Origin of the sequence: Acidovorax temperans (genome assembly GCF_006716905.1) — a bacterium.
Taxonomy (GTDB): Bacteria; Pseudomonadota; Gammaproteobacteria; order Burkholderiales; family Burkholderiaceae_C; genus Acidovorax; species Acidovorax temperans.
On sequence record NZ_VFPV01000001.1, the window covers coordinates 1,319,449 to 1,335,714 of the forward strand.

Annotated in this window: 14 protein-coding genes; 4 read left to right on the plus strand and 10 right to left on the minus strand. The window is 64.1% G+C overall.

What is annotated here, in order from left to right:
* Positions 1-139 precede the first annotated feature (139 nt).
* The gene (edd, locus tag BDD18_RS06385; protein ID WP_142081985.1) at positions 140-1,909 is read right to left on the minus strand and encodes a phosphogluconate dehydratase; all 1,770 of its coding nucleotides are present in this window, start codon (positions 1,907-1,909) and stop codon (positions 140-142) included.
* A gap of 99 nt (positions 1,910-2,008) precedes the next feature.
* Between edd and BDD18_RS06390 the strand changes: the two genes are divergently transcribed.
* Positions 2,009-2,938: an SMP-30/gluconolactonase/LRE family protein gene (locus tag BDD18_RS06390; RefSeq protein ID WP_142081987.1), complete on the plus strand. Its 930-nt coding sequence runs from the start codon at positions 2,009-2,011 to the stop codon at positions 2,936-2,938.
* Positions 2,939-2,955: 17 nt separating this feature from the next.
* Here BDD18_RS06390 and pgi read toward each other — a convergent pair whose 3' ends face one another.
* Positions 2,956-4,527, minus strand: coding sequence for a glucose-6-phosphate isomerase (gene pgi / locus BDD18_RS06395; RefSeq protein ID WP_142081989.1), 1,572 nt, complete (start codon positions 4,525-4,527; stop codon positions 2,956-2,958).
* 174 nt (positions 4,528-4,701) lie between these two features.
* Between pgi and zwf the strand changes: the two genes are divergently transcribed.
* Positions 4,702-6,156, plus strand: a complete 1,455-nt coding sequence (zwf, locus tag BDD18_RS06400; protein WP_066788521.1) for a glucose-6-phosphate dehydrogenase — start codon at positions 4,702-4,704, stop codon at positions 6,154-6,156.
* A gap of 88 nt (positions 6,157-6,244) precedes the next feature.
* Here zwf and BDD18_RS06405 read toward each other — a convergent pair whose 3' ends face one another.
* The 8 genes from BDD18_RS06405 to BDD18_RS06440 form a co-directional block, all read right to left on the minus strand.
* Positions 6,245-6,850: a DUF1569 domain-containing protein gene (locus tag BDD18_RS06405; RefSeq protein WP_142081992.1), complete on the minus strand. Its 606-nt coding sequence runs from the start codon at positions 6,848-6,850 to the stop codon at positions 6,245-6,247.
* Between the two features lie 79 nt (positions 6,851-6,929).
* A complete protein-coding gene (gene gloA2, locus BDD18_RS06410; protein WP_244938996.1) occupies positions 6,930-7,373 on the minus strand; it encodes an SMU1112c/YaeR family gloxylase I-like metalloprotein in 444 nt (147 codons plus the stop codon).
* Between the two features lie 5 nt (positions 7,374-7,378).
* Positions 7,379-8,353, minus strand: coding sequence for a glucokinase (locus BDD18_RS06415; protein ID WP_142081995.1), 975 nt, complete (start codon positions 8,351-8,353; stop codon positions 7,379-7,381).
* Positions 8,354-8,478: 125 nt separating this feature from the next.
* Entirely contained in the window at positions 8,479-9,540 is a 1,062-nt protein-coding gene (locus tag BDD18_RS06420; RefSeq protein ID WP_142081996.1) for an ABC transporter ATP-binding protein, read from the minus strand.
* A 17-nt stretch (positions 9,541-9,557) separates the two neighbouring features.
* The gene (locus BDD18_RS06425; protein WP_066696761.1) at positions 9,558-10,427 is read right to left on the minus strand and encodes a carbohydrate ABC transporter permease; all 870 of its coding nucleotides are present in this window, start codon (positions 10,425-10,427) and stop codon (positions 9,558-9,560) included.
* Complete coding sequence (locus BDD18_RS06430; protein ID WP_066696759.1) at positions 10,417-11,295, minus strand: carbohydrate ABC transporter permease; 879 nt, start codon at positions 11,293-11,295, stop codon at positions 10,417-10,419. Before BDD18_RS06430 ends, BDD18_RS06425 begins: the two co-directional genes overlap by 11 nt.
* 141 nt (positions 11,296-11,436) lie before the next feature.
* The gene (locus BDD18_RS06435; RefSeq protein WP_211360687.1) at positions 11,437-12,621 is read right to left on the minus strand and encodes a carbohydrate porin; all 1,185 of its coding nucleotides are present in this window, start codon (positions 12,619-12,621) and stop codon (positions 11,437-11,439) included.
* A gap of 15 nt (positions 12,622-12,636) precedes the next feature.
* Positions 12,637-13,887 (minus strand): ABC transporter substrate-binding protein, encoded by a 1,251-nt coding sequence (locus BDD18_RS06440; RefSeq protein ID WP_066695110.1) that lies wholly within the window; start codon positions 13,885-13,887, stop codon positions 12,637-12,639.
* A gap of 168 nt (positions 13,888-14,055) precedes the next feature.
* Between BDD18_RS06440 and BDD18_RS06445 the strand changes: the two genes are divergently transcribed.
* Entirely contained in the window at positions 14,056-14,772 is a 717-nt protein-coding gene (locus BDD18_RS06445; protein ID WP_066695112.1) for a response regulator transcription factor, read from the plus strand.
* 81 nt (positions 14,773-14,853) lie between these two features.
* Positions 14,854-16,248 carry a sensor histidine kinase gene (locus BDD18_RS06450; RefSeq protein ID WP_142081998.1) on the plus strand — a complete coding sequence of 465 codons (1,395 nt, stop codon included), beginning with the start codon at positions 14,854-14,856 and terminating at the stop codon, positions 16,246-16,248.
* The last annotated feature ends 18 nt before the right edge of the window (positions 16,249-16,266 follow it).

Below are 16,266 nucleotides of genomic sequence, written 5' to 3' on the forward strand. Positions count from 1 at the left end.
GCCGCAAGCGGCCTACAAAACTGGCGAGACGCCATACCAGTGCACCCGTGGAGCTGGCTTTGCCAGGCCACTGGGTGCGTTCCCCTCCCGCGCAGCGAGAGAGGGGGAAGGCGCGCAGCGACTCAGGGGGTGCATCCTGCTACAACCATGTGCAGGCTCCTTGTTCAGCACCGCCAGCGTGGCGGCGAAAGTTGGTGAAGAGTTCGCGACCAAACCCGGTTTGCGAGGGTGCGTTGTAAGGCGCGGGGGTGCGAGCGGCCCAAGTGGCTTCATCGACCAGCACATCCAGCGTGCCTGCCACGGCATCGACCCGCACCATGTCGCCATCGCGCACCTTGGCCAACGGGCCACCGGCCAGTGCCTCGGGCGTAACGTGGATGGCAGCAGGCACCTTGCCCGATGCGCCGCTCATGCGGCCATCGGTGACCAACGCAACTTTGAAGCCCTGGTTTTGCAGCACGGCCAGCGGGGGCGTGAGCTTGTGCAGCTCGGGCATGCCATTGGCCTGCGGGCCCTGAAAGCGCACCACAGCGACCATGTCCTGGTTGACCTCGCCCGCACTGAAGGCGGCGAGCAAGGCCTCTTGCGAATCAAAGACGCGGGCCGGGGCCTCGATGATGTGGCGGTCTTCAGGCACGGCAGACACCTTGATCACCGCACGGCCCAGGCGGCCTTGCAGCAGGCGCAGGCCGCCCGTGGGGGAGAAGGGGTTGGACACGGGGCGCAGCACGCTTTCGTCGCCCGACTGGGCCGGTGCATCTTGCCCGCCTGCGGCAATGCCGCCCGCATTCACGCTCATCACATCGGCGTGCATGAAGCCACCGGCCAGCAGCTCGCGCAAGATCCACGCGGGGCCGCCTGCGGCCTGGAACTGGTTCACATCGGCATCGCCATTGGGGTACACGCGAGCCAGCAACGGCACGGCGGACGAGAGTTCATCAAAGTCCGACCAGTCGATCAGAATGCCCGCGCTGCGCGCAATCGCCACCCAGTGGATTAGGTGGTTGGTGGAGCCGCCCGTGGCCAGCAGGGCCACCATGGCGTTGACGATGCAGCGCTCGTCCACCAGCTTGCCGATGGGGGTGAAGCGGTTGCCGCGCTTGCCGATGTCGAGCACGGTGCGCAGCGCCTGGCGGGTGAAGGCCTCGCGCGCCTCGGTGCCAGGCGCTTCAAACGCCGCGCCGGGCACATGCAGGCCCATGGCTTCCAGCAGCATCTGGTTGCTGTTGGCCGTGCCGTAAAACGTGCAGGTGCCAGGGCTGTGGTACGCAGCGGACTCGGCCTTGAGCAGCTCGTCGCGCCCCACCAGGCCTTGTGCGTACTGCTCGCGCACCTTGGCCTTGTCTTTGTTCGACAAGCCCGTGCCCATGGGGCCTGCGGGCACAAATACACAGGGCAAGTGGCCATAGTGCAGCGCACCGATCAGCAAGCCCGGCACGATCTTGTCGCACACACCCAGCAGCAGCACACCGTCAAACACATCGTGGGACAGCGCTACCGCCGTGGCCATGGCAATGGCATCGCGGGAGAACAGCGACAGCTCCATGCCGGGCGTGCCCTGCGTCACGCCGTCGCACATCGCAGGCACACCGCCCGCCACTTGCACCGTGGCGCCCAGCTTGGCGGCTTCGTCGCGCAAGACGGCGGGATAGCTTTGGTACGGCTGGTGGGCCGAGAGCATGTCGTTGTAGGCCGTGACGATGCCAATGTTGGGGGCCTTCTCGACGGTGACCTTGAACTTGTCGGAACCCGGCAGCGCCGCATAGGCATGGGCCAGGTTGGCGCAGCCCATGCGGTCTTGAGCGGGCTTGCGAGCGATCATGGCATCGATGCCTGCAAGGTAGGCGCCGCGCGTGTCTGCGCTGCGCTGGACAATGCGCTGGGTCACGCGCGCTACAACTGGGTGCATGGAAGTCTCCATCGGTGGGTGGCAAGGCCCCGTGCATGGCGCCGGGGCTCAGTATCTGAGGCCCTAGAATGTAACTCGATAACCACCCCGATTCAACCCATGCCCCTGCAAACCTTGCCCTTGCCGCCGTCCGAACTGGGCGAATCGCCCTTCTGGCACCCCACGGAAAAATCCCTTTACTGGTGTGACATTCAGGGACAAGCGGTGCATGCGTGGCATCCTCAGAGCGGCAAACACCGGCAGTGGCGCATGCCCAGCGAGCCCGGTTGCTGCGCGCCAGTGGCGGCGGGTCGATTGGTAATCGGGTTACGAAACGGTTTCTATCTTCTGGACACGGCCAAGGACAGCGCCGACCCCACCGCCCTCACCTGCCTGGCCCTGCTGCCGCCCGAGCAGCACGACACCGCGGTTCTGCGCTTGAACGACGGCCGGTGCGATACCGCGGGCCGCTTTTGGGCGGGCTCAGTCATCACGCCCCGCACGGCACCCAATGCCGCTCTGTGGTGCCTGCAGGCCGATGCCAGCAGCGCCACCGGCTACAGCGTGCGCCACATGGCGGGCGACAACTTCACCGCCAACGGCTTGGCCTTCAGCCCCGACAACTGCACCCTGTATTGGTCGAACACGCCGGAACACCGCATTGACCAGTTTGACTTTGATGTGACCACGGGCGCAATCACCAACCGCCGCCCCTGGGTGCAGTTTGACCGCAAGGTGGACGGCCAGCCTTATGGCGGCCGACCCGATGGCGCGGCAGTGGATGTGGAGGGGAACTACTGGGTCGCGATGTATGAGGGGGCGTGTGTGCTACAGCTCTCACCAGCGGGCAAGGTCCTGCAGCGCATTGCAGTGCCAGTACAGTGCCCGACGATGGTGTGCTTCGGCGGTGACGATTTGCGCACGCTCTACATCACCTCTGCACGCGCCGGACGACCCCAGCAGGAGTGCGAAGCCCTCGTGCCCGCAGGCAGCTTGTTCAGCATCGAAGTGGGCGTGCCAGGGTTACCGGTGAACTTCTTTCGCTGCTGACTGGGCAGCGCGTTGCCTCACACCGCAGGGGTGCGCAACATTTGCAGCAGCCCGGCGGTTGAACCGTCGAGGCCTGCCAGGTCGCCGCTCTCCCAGCGCGTCTCCAGGTCCTTGGCCAGTACCTTGCCCAGTTCCACCCCCCACTGGTCAAAGCTGTTGATCCCCCACAGGCTGCCGCTGACAAACACACGGTGCTCTTGCAGTGCAATCAAGGCACCCAACGTGGTGGGTGTCAGGGCGTCCAGCAGGATCAGCGTGCTGGGGCGATTGCCGGGGAAGTGGCGGTGTCCATCATCGCTGGCCTTGCCCACCATCAGCGCCTGCGTCTGCGCCAAAGCATTGGCCAGTACCTTCTGCTGGTGCCCAGGCAGCGGATGTGATGCCTTGCGCACGGCCACGATCTCCAGCGGAAGCACATCTGCGCCCTGGTGCAGCATCTGAAAGAACGCATGCTGGCCATTGGTGCCGGGCTCGCCCCAGATGGCAGGCGACGTGGCGCAAGTCAGTGTGCTGCCATCCAGCGCCACGCGCTTGCCGTTGCTCTCCATCTCCAACTGCTGCAGGTAGGCCGCGTAGCGGCACATGGATGCGTGGTACGGCGCCACGCAGCGGCTGGTAAAGCCGTAAAAGTTGCGGTACCACACATCCAGCAGTCCCAGGCGCACAGGCAGGTTCTGCGCCAGCGGTGCGGTGCGAAAGTGCTCGTCCATGGCATGGCCACCGGCCAGGAACTCACGGAAGCCTTGCTCGCCAATGGCGATGGCCATCGGCAGACCAATGGCCGACCACAGCGAATAGCGCCCACCCACCCAGTCCCAAAAACCAAAGGTGGTGGTGATGCCCAGTGCGCGCGTGGCTTCGAGGTTCGTGGACAAGGCCACGAAGTGCCCCGCCACATCCTGACCACCCTGGGCAGTAAACCAGGCCAGCGCCGAGCGCGCGTTCATCATGGTCTCGGCCGTGGTGAACGTCTTGGACGCAATGATGAACAAGGTGTTCTCGGCCTTGAGCCCTTGAAGCACATGGTGCAGTTCATGGCCATCGACGTTCGAGACGAAATGGAAGCGCTTGGAAGGAATGCGGAACTCTTCCAACGCCCGCACCGCCATGTGGGGGCCCAGGTCGGATCCGCCGATACCGATGTTCACCACATCGGTGATAGCGGTATCGCTGCGCACCTCTTCGGCAAAGGCCAGCATCGCGTTCAGCGTGCTGTGCACATCGGCCAGGCGCTGAGCTGTTTCGGGCACATCGCCGGGCAGAGCCACATTCGCAGGCCTGCGCAGCAAGGTGTGCAGCACGGCACGGTTCTCTGTGGTGTTGATGGCCTCGCCCGCAAACATGGCGTTGCGGTGCGCTTCCAGGCCCGTGGCGCGGGCCAGATCCAGCAGCAGCGCTTCCGAGTCGCGATCCCACAGATTCTTGGACAGATCAGCGAACACATGGGGGGCCGACTGGCTGAAATGCGCAAAGCGGTCCGCATCCTGCTCAAACGCCCGCCGCATGTCCAGGTGACGGCCCCGGTCTGCATAGTGCGCCTGCAGCAAGGGCCAGGGGGTAGTTTGGTCGCAACGGAGGGGCATGAACATTTGGATGGACAGGGTTCTCAATCGGCTGAAATCGTAACTTGATTACACAAACAACAACGAATACCTGGATTCTTTCTGGTTACAAAACACTGCAAATCTCAATTCAAAGAGGAATTTTCATGTAACGAGATTACAATTTTCACCACAAAACGATCCACACTTCACGGAGACACCATGAGTTTTGACCTCGTCCTGTTCGGCGGCACTGGCGACCTTGCGTGGCGCAAGCTCATGCCCGCATTGTTTCAGGCCTTTCGGCATGGAACGCTGCCCACAGGAGGGCGCATTATTGCCGTGGCGCGGGATGACCTGAGCGACGAGCAGTACCGCAGCCTGATCCAGTCACGCTTTGACAGTGTGGACCTGGCCAAACGCCCCAGTGCAGAAGAATTTGCGCAGTTTGCGGCCCTGCTGCAGTACCTGCGCATGGATCTTTCCAAGACCGAAGATTACCAGCGCTTGGCCGAGTTGCTGAACGCGCGTGGAGCGGACTCGGTAGTGATGTATGTGGCCACGGCCCCCAGCCTGTTCACCAACGTGTGCGAACAGATCGCCGCCGTGGGCCTCAACGGCCCCACCACCCGCGTGGTGCTGGAAAAGCCCCTGGGACATGACCTGCAGTCGAACCAGGCCATCAACGACACGCTGCGCCGCGTGCTCAAGGAAGAACAGGTTTTCCGCATCGATCACTACCTGGGCAAGCCATCCGTCCAGAACCTGTTTGCGCTGCGCTTTGGCAACGCCCTGTTCGAGCCCCTGTGGCGCCGCGAGACAATTGCCAACATCCAGATCACCATCGCCGAAGAACTCGGCGTCGAGTCGCGCGGTGCCTTCTACGACCAGACCGGTGCGCTGCGTGACATGGTGCAAAACCACGCCTTGCAACTGCTGTGCGCCATCGGCATGGAGCCGCCCATCAACTCCAGCGCCAACGCGATTCGCGATGAAAAGCTCAAGGTGCTGCAGTCGCTCAAGCCCTGGACGCTGGAGAGCATCGGACAGCATGTCATCCGTGGTCAGTACGCGGCAGGTACCCACCAGGGCCAGGCCGTGCCCGGATACGCGCAGGAAAAAGGGGTTGCCCCCGACAGCACCACGGAAACCTTTGTGGCACTGCGCACCGAGATCCTGAACTGGCGCTGGGCGGGCGTGCCTTTTTACATTCGCACCGGCAAGCGGTTGGCGGGACGCGATGCGCACATCGTCATCAACTTCCGCCCTGTGCCCCACCCGATTTTCAAGACGCCCATTGGCGCAGCCAACCGCCTGGTGATCAACCTGCAACCCAAGGACGGCCTGGAGTTGCACCTGATGGCGCAAGGCGCAGCACAGCACCAGACCGAGCCAGCCCTCTCGCAGGTACACCTGAACCTGGACTTTGACCAGCGCTTCGGCGCAGAGCGCGTGGGCGCGTACGAACGCCTGCTGCTGGACGTGATTGCCGGCCGCCTGAATCTGTTCGTGCGCAGTGACGAGCAGGAAGAAGCCTGGCGCTGGGTTGAACCCATCCTGCAGTACTGGAAGAACGATCCTGCAGGCCCCCGTCCCTATGCCGCAGGCAGCTGGGGCCCACGGGCCGCCAGCGCAATGATTGCGCGCGATGGGAATTGCTGGAGCGAAGAGATGTGATTCGGGACGGAGGCGACGCAAGCATCGCCTCTTCCGATTCACCAGGCCAGCGATCGGCAGCTGCAGCGCACGACTGCAGCAGATGGAATCAAGCAGATGTAAACGCCTTCGCATGCTCCGCAAGGTGCATCGCGTGGGCCTGCTCGTAGTCGCGGCGCTCCAAGGCACCGTAAGCAAAGTGCGGACGCAGCGGGCCGGAATGCTGCAGAAAAGCCTGAGCTGCGGCTTCCAGGCGCTGAAGTGCAGAGGCTGGGTCCTGCGCTGGCGCCGGCAGCGGGGCGGCCGATGGAATGGGCTCGTTGATGTCGTGCTGCATGTAGCCACGGGCACGGAACACAGCAAACGCAGCCGCACCGGCCGTCTGCTGGAACAGAGGTGAATACAGCTGCGGATAGCCCTGCAGCGAATATTCAATGCTCTGCGCACAGTGCTCCAGCGTTTGGGACCAAGACCACCGCGCAGCGGCAGACGACGGCTGCGTTTGGGAATGCGCCTGCAACTGCCGCATGCCTTCCAGGGCCTGCTCCAGTGAATGCCATGGTGGTGGATGTTGGCCTGCCGTCAAGCGGGACACGCCCCACCCGATGGCAGCGGCGCCGCCCGCTGAAGCCACCAGCACGGATCGCCGCCGCCAGCGGGCTGGGCTGGGGCGTGGGTTGGAGGCAGAGCTGGAGGGTGCAGGCTGGTGAGACATGGGCGCAGTCGCGGTGATGGCAACTGGCGCATTGTGCGCAGCGGTGGGCCCATTCGCCATGCCCGCTAACGGCTGAAGGTCAGCCAGCCGACACGCCCGGCGCAGCAGCGCCCGAGGGCGCGACCAGCTCAATGGGCAAACCATCCGGGTCCGCAAAAAAAGTGAACAGATCGCCCGTGACCGGATCGGTGCGCACGGGTTCCACCGCCACACCATGCGCCGCGAGCCACGCCACGCTCGCGCCCATGTCGGCCACGCGCAAGGCCAAGTGGCGCAGGCCACACGCCTCGGGGTACGAAGCGCGCGGAGGCGGCGAGGGAAACGAAAACAGCTCCAGCTGCGTGCCATCGGGCAGCTGCAGGTCGAGCTTGTACGACTGGCGCTCGGCGCGGTACATCTCATGGACCACCGGCAGGCCCAGCACCTGGGTGTAGAAGTGCCGGGAGCGGGCGTAGTCCGACGCAATGATCGCGACGTGGTGCAGGCCCGAGATCTGTAACGGGTGGGGTGAGGAATCTGCCACGGCGTTCATTCGGTGCCCGCAATGTCCAGCGCGCGCGCGGCGCCGTGCAATGCGGGGGTGGCGGTAGGGTCGATGATCCAGCACGGAATACCGGCCAGATACGACTGAAAGCGCCCCTTGGACTCGAACCGCGCGCGGAACGAGGATTGGTCAAACCAGGTGCCCAGGCGCGGCACGATGCCGCCGCCCAGATACACGCCGCCCCGCGCGCCCAGCGTGAGGGCCAGGTTGCCCGCCACGCTGCCCAGAAAGCCGCAGAACAGGTCCAGCGCCTCCAGCGCCAGGGCGTCGTTCGACTGCAGAGCCAGGTCGGTCACCTGGGCGGCAGAGCTGACTTCTTTGCCGCCGCGCTGCGCCAGCCTGCGCAGCGCGTGGTACAGGTCTACCAGCCCGGCGCCACACACCGCGCGCTCGGCAGACACATGGCCGTAGCGCTCTTGCAGGATGGCCAGCACATCAAATTCCCGCTGGGTCTGCGCGGCCAGCGTGACGTGCCCGCCCTCGCCCGACAGCGGCACGCCGTGGCTGGCCCCCGGCGGGAACACCAGGCCCGAGACCCCGAGCCCCGTGCCCGGCCCCACCAGCGCAATGGCGCTGCCCGCCACGGCCGCACCGCCGCCCACCTGGCGCAGTTGCGCCGGGGCCAGCGTGGGCAAGGCCAGCGCCAGCGCGGTGAAGTCGTTGATAACCACCAGGCGCTGCAGGCCCAGCGACGCCTTGAGCGCACTTTGCGAGAAACACCAGCTGTGGTTGGTCATGCGCACTTCATCGCCTGTCACCGGGTTGGCAATGCCGAAGGCGGCCTCGCGTGGGATGGGAATGTTCACCTCAGCCAGGTAGGCGGCAATGGCCGCGTCTACCGTGGGGAACTGGGCGCAGGGCAGCACGCGGGTGTCGTGCAAGGGGCCATCAGGCTGGTCTTGCCAGGCCAGGCGAATGTTGGTGCCGCCGATGTCGGCCAGCAGGCGCAGGGGGGTCATGCGGTACTTTAAATAAAAACGGCCTCCAGCGCTTATTCAACAAGCGCCAGCAGCTATTATTTTCATAGCATTTGATCGACTGGTTTGCCACGACGGAGAACGCACCCGCAGGCGGGCTCCCTCTGTCACGCCAGACGATTTTCGCTGCTGGCGTCAAACCAGTGGGCGTTGGCGGGCTCTACGGCCAGGCCCACGGCGTCGCCGGGCTGCACGCGGGTCTGCGCATCCGTGCGCAGCGTCACGCTGCCTGCGGCAGTGTCCACCACCACGTAAGTGTCGGGGCCCGTGGGCTCCACCACGCTGACCTTGCCGCGCCAGGGGGCGCTGTCGTTCATCACCAAATGTTCAGGGCGCACGCCCAGCAGCACCTCGTTGGCGCTGGCCGGGGCTGCCAGGTTCAGCGCCGCGCCCTGGATGCCAAACTGCCCGCCCGTGGCCGCACCGCGCAACAGGTTCATGGTGGGCGAGCCGATGAAGGTGGCCACGTAGGTGTTGGCCGGGCGGTTGTAGATGTCGTCCGGCGTGCCCAGTTGCTGCACCACGCCGCCCTTCATCACCGCAATGCGCGAGCCCAGCGTCATCGCCTCGACCTGGTCGTGCGTGACGTACACGCTGGTGATGCCGCTGGCCTGGTGCAGGCGCTTGATTTCGGCGCGCATCTCCACACGCAGCTTGGCGTCCAGGTTGGACAGCGGCTCGTCAAACAAGAAGAGTTGCGGCTGGCGCGCCAGGGCCCGCCCCATGGCAACGCGCTGGCGCTGGCCGCCCGAGAGCTGGCTGGGCCGGCGGTCCAGCAGGTGGCTGATCTGCAGCATGGCCGCGACTTCATCGATGCGCTTTTGGCGCTCGGCCTTGGGCATCTTGCGCATCTCCAGCGCAAAGCCGATGTTGTCGGCCACGCTCATGGTGGGGTACAGCGCGTAGCTCTGGAACACCATGGCAATGTCGCGGTCGCGCGGGGGCATGCCCACCACGTTCTTGCCGCCAATGCGCACCTCACCTTCGGTCGGGTCGTCCAGACCCGCAATGATGTTGAGCAAAGTGGATTTGCCGCAGCCCGAGGGGCCCACCAGGATGAGGAACTCGCCCGGCGCGACGTGGATGTCCACGCGGCGCAGAACCTCCACGCTCTTGTCGCCGTTGCCAAAGCGCTTGTTGATGCCTGCAATTTCGAGTGATGACGCCATGATCTTCCCTTACCCTCTTAACCCTTAACTGCGCCAGCCGTCAGCCCGCGCACAAAAAACTTTCCGGCCAACACATAGATGGCCATGGTGGGCAGGCCCGCGATGATGGCGGCAGCCATGTCCACGTTGTAGGCCTTCACACTGCTGCTGGTGTTGGCCAGGTTGTTCAGGCCCACGGTGATGGGCTTGGACTCGGTGCCCGAGAACACCACGCCGAACAGGAAATCGTTCCAGATGTTGGTGAACTGCCAGATGAGCGTGACCATGAAGATGGGCGTGGACAGCGGCAGCACGATGCGCCAGAAGATCTGCCAGAAGTTCGCACCATCCATGCGCGCCGCATTCACCAGCTCCTTCGGAATGGCGGCGTAGTAGTTGCGAAAGAACAGCGTGGTGCCCGCCAGCCCCGCCAGGCAGTGCACCAGCACCAGCCCGGTAATGGAGCTGGACAGCCCCAGCATGCCCAGCACCTGGCTCATGGGCAGCAGCACCACCTGGAAGGGCATGAACACGCCGAACAGCAGCAGGCCAAACAGCACATCGCTGCCGCGAAACTTCCACAGGCTCAGCACGTAACCGTTGAGCGCACCCCACAGCGTGGAGATCAGCACGGCAGGCACGGCCATGGCCACGGAGTTCCAGAAGAACGGCCGCAGGCCATTGCAGTCCACGCCCGTGCAGGCACTGGACCACGCGGTGGACCAGGCCGACCAGTTCAGCCCGCCGGGCAGCGCCAGCAGCGAGGTGGTGCGAATTTCCTCCGCATCCTTGAACGAGGTGACCAGCATGGCGTACAGCGGCAGCAGGAAGAACGCTGCCGCCAGCAGCAGCACGCCATACACCAGCACGCGGCCGACGGAAGGGAAAAGTGAGGGCTTAGCGGTCATGGGGCTTGGAACGCAATTCGCTGTAGAGATAGGGAACCACCAGTGCCGCCACGGTGGCCAGCATCATGGTGGCGCTGGCCGCGCCCAGGCCGATCTGCCCGCGCGAGAACGACATGGTGTACATGAAGGTGGCGGGCACATCGGTGGCAAAACCGGGGCCGCCGGCCGTGAGCGCCATCACCAGGTCAAAGCTCTTGATGGCCAGGTGCGACAGCACCATGAGCGTGGAGAAGAACACCGGGCGCAGGGCCGGCAGCACGATGCGCCAGTAAATGCGCGGCAGCGAGGCACCATCGACCTGCGCGGCCTTGATGATGCTGTCGTCAATGCCGCGCAGCCCGGCCAGAAACAGCGCCATGGCAAAGCCTGCGCTTTGCCAGATGCCGGCAATCACCACGCAGTAGATCGCCATGTCGGTGTCTACCAGCCAGCCAAATTCAAAATTGGGAAAGCCCCAGTCCCGCACCATTTTTTCAATGCCCAGGCCGGGGTTCAGCAGCCACTTCCAGGCGGTGCCGGTCACCACGAACGACAAGGCCATGGGGTACAGATAAATGGTGCGCAGCGCGCCCTCGGTGCGGATCTTCTGGTCCAGCAGCACGGCCAGCAGCACACCAATGGCCAGCGAGCCACCCACGTAGCCCACGCCAAAAATGCCCAGGTTCTTGAGCGCCACCCACCAGCGGTCCATGGTCCACAGCTTTTCGTACTGCGCCAGGCCCACCCATTCGTAGTTGGGCAGCATGCGCGAGGCGGAGAAGCTCAGCACCCCGTTCCACACCATCAGCCCATAGATAAACGCGAATCCCAGCACAAAGGCCGGCGCCACCACCAGCTTGGGAAGCCAGGTTTCAAAAGAATTCTTCATGGAAGTCTCGGTTGCATCACCAAACGCGGTCCTGTCCAGTCACCACGAGTCATGTTGTGAACATGAAAAAAGGGGGGAGCGCCCAGAGCTCCACCAAACGAACAAAGTAACTACCTCAGACTCACTCGCTTTTTCACACTCTCACCACCACACCTCGTACTGCACGCCCACCAACGTGCGTGAGGTCTTGCCATTGGCACCAAACGTGGCGGCGTTGGCCACCGCGGCTGCCTGGTTCCAGTTGGCCTTGGTCACATACAGCCGCAGCTCGGGGCGCGACCAGAAGTCTTCGTTCAATGCCAGGGCACCGGCCAGGGTGACCTTGGACAAGCGCTGGTCCGCGCCCGCGCCCTTGCGCGTGGTGGTGGACAGTTCTGCCAGGCCCTTGAAGTGCTTGGTGAAGGCGTAAGAACCGCGCGCACCCAGCGAGAAGTCCTTGGTCTCCACGTTGGTCAAATCGGCCTTGTTGGTCTGATAACCAATCAAGGCCTGCCCGCCGAAGCGGCCCATTTGCCAGCCAATCGAGTCGGCGATACGGAAGACGCGCTTGCCCGCGCTCTTGCCATCAATCGACTCAAACTGCCCATCAATGCGGGCATGCCCACGGGAACCCTGCAGGAACAGCGCATTGCTCATGCCAGGCATGAGGAAGTCTTTCTGGTTGTGCGAGATAGAAATCCCGGAGCCAGAGCCCCCGTTGACCTGCCCTGTGCCGTTCACAGCCGTCAGCAACACCCGCAGCGTGCCGCCCGGATTCACATTGATCTCGGAGATGTCGGCATTGATGCGGCGAGCCTTCACGTTGGCCGGCTGGTTGTTGTCGAACTTGTCGCCGGTGAACACGCCCAGACCCAACTTGGCGCCGCCCAGGGGGATGTCGGTGACACCGGCGCCCTGGTTTTCTCCATAGTTCATCAGGAAGTTGTCCACGATGTGCACGTCCTGAATGCGCAGGCGACGCTGGCCCGCCCAGAACTTGGCCTCGGGCGCAAAGTCAAAGCCACCCATTTCCACATAGGCCTGCTGGGTGGTGATGTCGCCACTGCCCCACTTGGCGGGCATGTAGTGGACCTTCCACTTGATGCCACTGGTCTCGAACCGTTTGATCAGGTCGATTTCAATGCCGTTGTCTCCCTCGTTACCCAGGCGGTACTTTTGCAGCTCACCACCCAGGGCCAGGTTGCCCTTGACACCGTCGGTTTGGTTGAACACGGGGCCACCCCGTGAATAACCGGTGAACTCAAAGCCTGCTACATCCATAGCAAAGGCACCATTCGCGCATGTAGCGGCCAAAGCCACCGCCGTGCGGCGGTTTCTTGTCTGCATTGGGTTGTCTCCTCGTTACTTGTTTTTCGCGGCGGTCGCGATCTTCTTCATGGCATCGGCGACGCTGACCTTGTCGTCGTTCCAGAACTGGCTCACAGCGTCCTTGATGGCGCCTTCCGTGGCAGGGGCAATGGCCATGCCATGGGCCACGCTGGGCACCAGGCCGCCGGACTTGGCGGTATCGGCAAAGTCTTTGGCAGATGCCTTGGCACAGTCGTCAAACTTGTCCATGGACTGGCCTGCACGCACGGGGATGGAGCCCTTGTTCAGGTTGAAGACCTCCTGGAAGCCTGGGCTCATGATGGCGCTGGCCAGGTCGCTCTGCGCTTTTTGCGCAGCATCATCTTTCAGCTTGAACAGAATGAACGAGTCCACGTTGAAGGTGAACGCATTGGACGTGCCGGGCGCTGCGGCGCACATGAAGTCCTTGCCAGGAGCCTTGCCAGCGGCAATGAACTCGCCCTTGGCCCAGTCACCCATCAGCTGAAAACCTGCCTTGCCCTGGATGAGCATGGCCGTGGCCAGGTTCCAGTCGCGGCCTGGGGCGCCAGGGTCGGTGTAGGTCTTGATACGGCGGAAGGTTTCCAGCGATTTCTTCATGGTGTCGCTGGTCAGGGCCTTGTCGTCCAGCTTCACCAGCGCGTCCTGGTAAAACTTGGGGCCACCCACGCCCAGCACCACGGATTCGAAGGTAGTGAAGTCCTGCCAGTTCTGGCCGCCGTGTGCCACAGGGATCAGGCCCGCAGCCTTGAGCTTGTCAGCGGCGGCAAAGAATTCGTCCCAGGTCTTGGGCATGGCGGCAACGCCGGCCTTCTTCAGCGCATCAGAGCTGGCCCAGATCCAGTTCACGCGGTGCACGTTGACTGGGGCAGCCACATAGTTGCCCTTGTACTTCATCACATCGGCCACGACCTTGGGCAGCGCCTCGTCCCATTTCTCGGACTTGGCCAGGGCGTCCATGTTGCCCAGCACACCTTCCGATGCCCATTCCTGAATGGCAGGGCCCTTGACCTGCGCGGCCGATGGGGGGTTGCCCGAAATCACGCGGCTCTTGAGCACCGTCATGGCGCTGTCGCCGCCGCCGCCGGCCACGGCAAAGTCACGCCAGGTGTGGCCCTTGGCCTGCATCATCTTCTTGAGCTCCGCAGCCGACTTGGCTTCCCCGCCGGAAGTCCAGTAGTGCAGCACCTCCACCTCACCCGCATGTGCAGCCACTGCTGCTGCCAGGGCAGCCGCCACAGCGGCGACTTTTGTCAGTTTCCACATATCCCTTGTCTCCTGGTTGTTTGCCTGCGGCGGTGCACCACAGGATTGTTGCGTTCAGCGCAGCCCGTACTTTAATTACAATAATTAAAGAAATGCTCAGGGCTTTCCCTGAGGTGTGATCGGCCTCATTCACGAAGCGCTCGCAGGGGCTTTGCTATGCTCAAACCCATGGCCACGATACTGATCGTCGAAGACGACGCACTGCTGCAAGACGCCCTCACCGGGCAACTCAAGCAACTGAATTACGGCGTTTGCACGGCAACCAGCGTGGCGCAAGGCATGGCGGTTTTGCAGGACCAGGCCGTGGACGGCATCATTCTGGATCTGGGCCTGCCCGATGCTGACGGACTGGACTTGCTGACCTGGGCGCGCACCCGCATTGTGGGCTTGCCCGTGCTCATCCTCACCGCCCGTGATGGCATTGACGACCGCGTGCGCGGCCTCAACGCCGGGGCGGACGATTACCTCACCAAACCCTTCAACATGCAGGAACTGCAGGCCCGCCTGCAGGCCATGCTGCGGCGCGCGCGCCAGCCGGCCTTCACCCAGGCCACCAGCGCCCAGGGCGGGCCCAGCACCACCATCGGCAACCTGCAACTCGACCACCAAGGCCGCGTTGCCGCCCTGGATGGCCAGCCCCTGGAGCTGACACAGCGGGAGTGGGAACTGCTGGAGTTGCTGGTGAACCGCTGCGGCGAGGTGGTGACGCGCGACGACGTGCTGGCCGCATGGCGCGCCAGCCCCCCCGAGCCTGGCCAGACCGCCGCCCCGCTCAATTCCAACGCCCTGGAGGTGTACGTACACCGCCTGCGCAAAAAGCTCGATCAGTCCAGCCTCAACATCCGCAACATCCGCGGCCTGGGGTACATGCTCGAAAAGCCATGAGCCTGTCGCTGTGGCCCTGCAGCCATCGCCAGGGCAGTGGCGTTTTTGTGGCCTGCGCAACTCCCTCCTGAGGCCCATCCCATGCGCCAGGTTCCCGGTGTTTCTCTCCAGCGCAAGCTGTTGCTATGGCTGCTGCTGCCCCAGCTGGTACTGTGGCTTTCGGGTGGCTTTCTGGCGTGGCGCATTGCGCTGCAGAACGGCGAAAAAGGCATTGACCAGACGCTGACCCAGTCGGTGCGCGCGCTCGCGCGGCAGATCAAGCCGGTGGGCGATGGGCTGCTGGTGGACTTTCCCAAAGCCGCACAAGACATCCTGGAGCAAGACCCCGCCGACCGCATCACCTACATGGTGTCGTCCCCGCCCGGCCGCTTTCTGCTGGGCAACGCGCAGCTGCCTGCGCCGCCCGCACAGCCCATCACGCTGGGCGAGCCGTTGCTGTACCACGCACAGGTGGACAGCCGCACCGTGCGTGTGGCCTTGCTGGAGGTGGACTACGGCAGCGAGCCTGCCCGCCAGCGCCTGCGGGTGCAGGTGGCGCAGAGCCTGACGGTGCGTGAACGCATCGCGCAGGAGCTGCTCGAACAGCTGCTGCTGCCCATGGGCCTGATGGGCCTGGTGCTGAGCGCACTGGTGTATGCCGGCGTGCTGCGCGGCCTGCAGCCCCTCAAGCGGCTGGAAGCGCAGATTGAGCGGGCTGGCAAGCGCAGCCACAACGCAGCAGACCCGCTACCGCCCATTGAACTGACCTCGGCCCCGCAAGAGGTGTATTCCCTCGCCAGCACCATCAACCGCTTGCTGGAAGCGGTGGCCCGTGGGCAACAAAAGGAAAAGCGCTTCCTCAACGATGCTGCCCATCAGCTGCGTACGCCGCTGGCAGGCCTGATTGGCCAGACCGAACTGGCCCTGCACGAAAGCCATGAGCCCCAGGTGCGTGAGCGGCTGCACAAAGTGTTATCGGCCGCCCAGCGCAGTGCCCACCTGGTGCACCAGCTGCTGCAACTGGCACGGTCCGAAAGCAACGTGCCCATGCTGCCGTTGGACCTGCCGCAACTGGCCTGCGAAGTCGCCCGCGAATGGACCGCCAAGGCCCTGGCTGCGGGCATTGACCTGGGGTATGAAGGCGAGGAGCAACTCCGCGTGCTGGGCCACCCCCTGCTGCTGCGCGAAGCGCTGAACAACCTGATTGACAACGCACTGCACTACGCTGGCACCGGCGCCACGGTCACTGTGCGGGTGCACATCACCGCCCCTGGCATGGCTGCGCTGGCAGTGGAAGACGATGGCCCCGGGGTGCCCGCAGAGCATCTGGGCGACCTGTTCGCGCGGTTCTGGCGCGGGTCAGACAAGGCCGGCGGTTGCGGCCTGGGCTTGTCCATCGTGGACGAGATTGCCCTGCGCCATGCTGGGCAAACCTTTGCAGAGTCCATAGCACCCCACGGCTTGCGCGTGGGGATCTCGCTGCCAGCCCTGCCCTAAGAACCTGTCAAAGGCTGG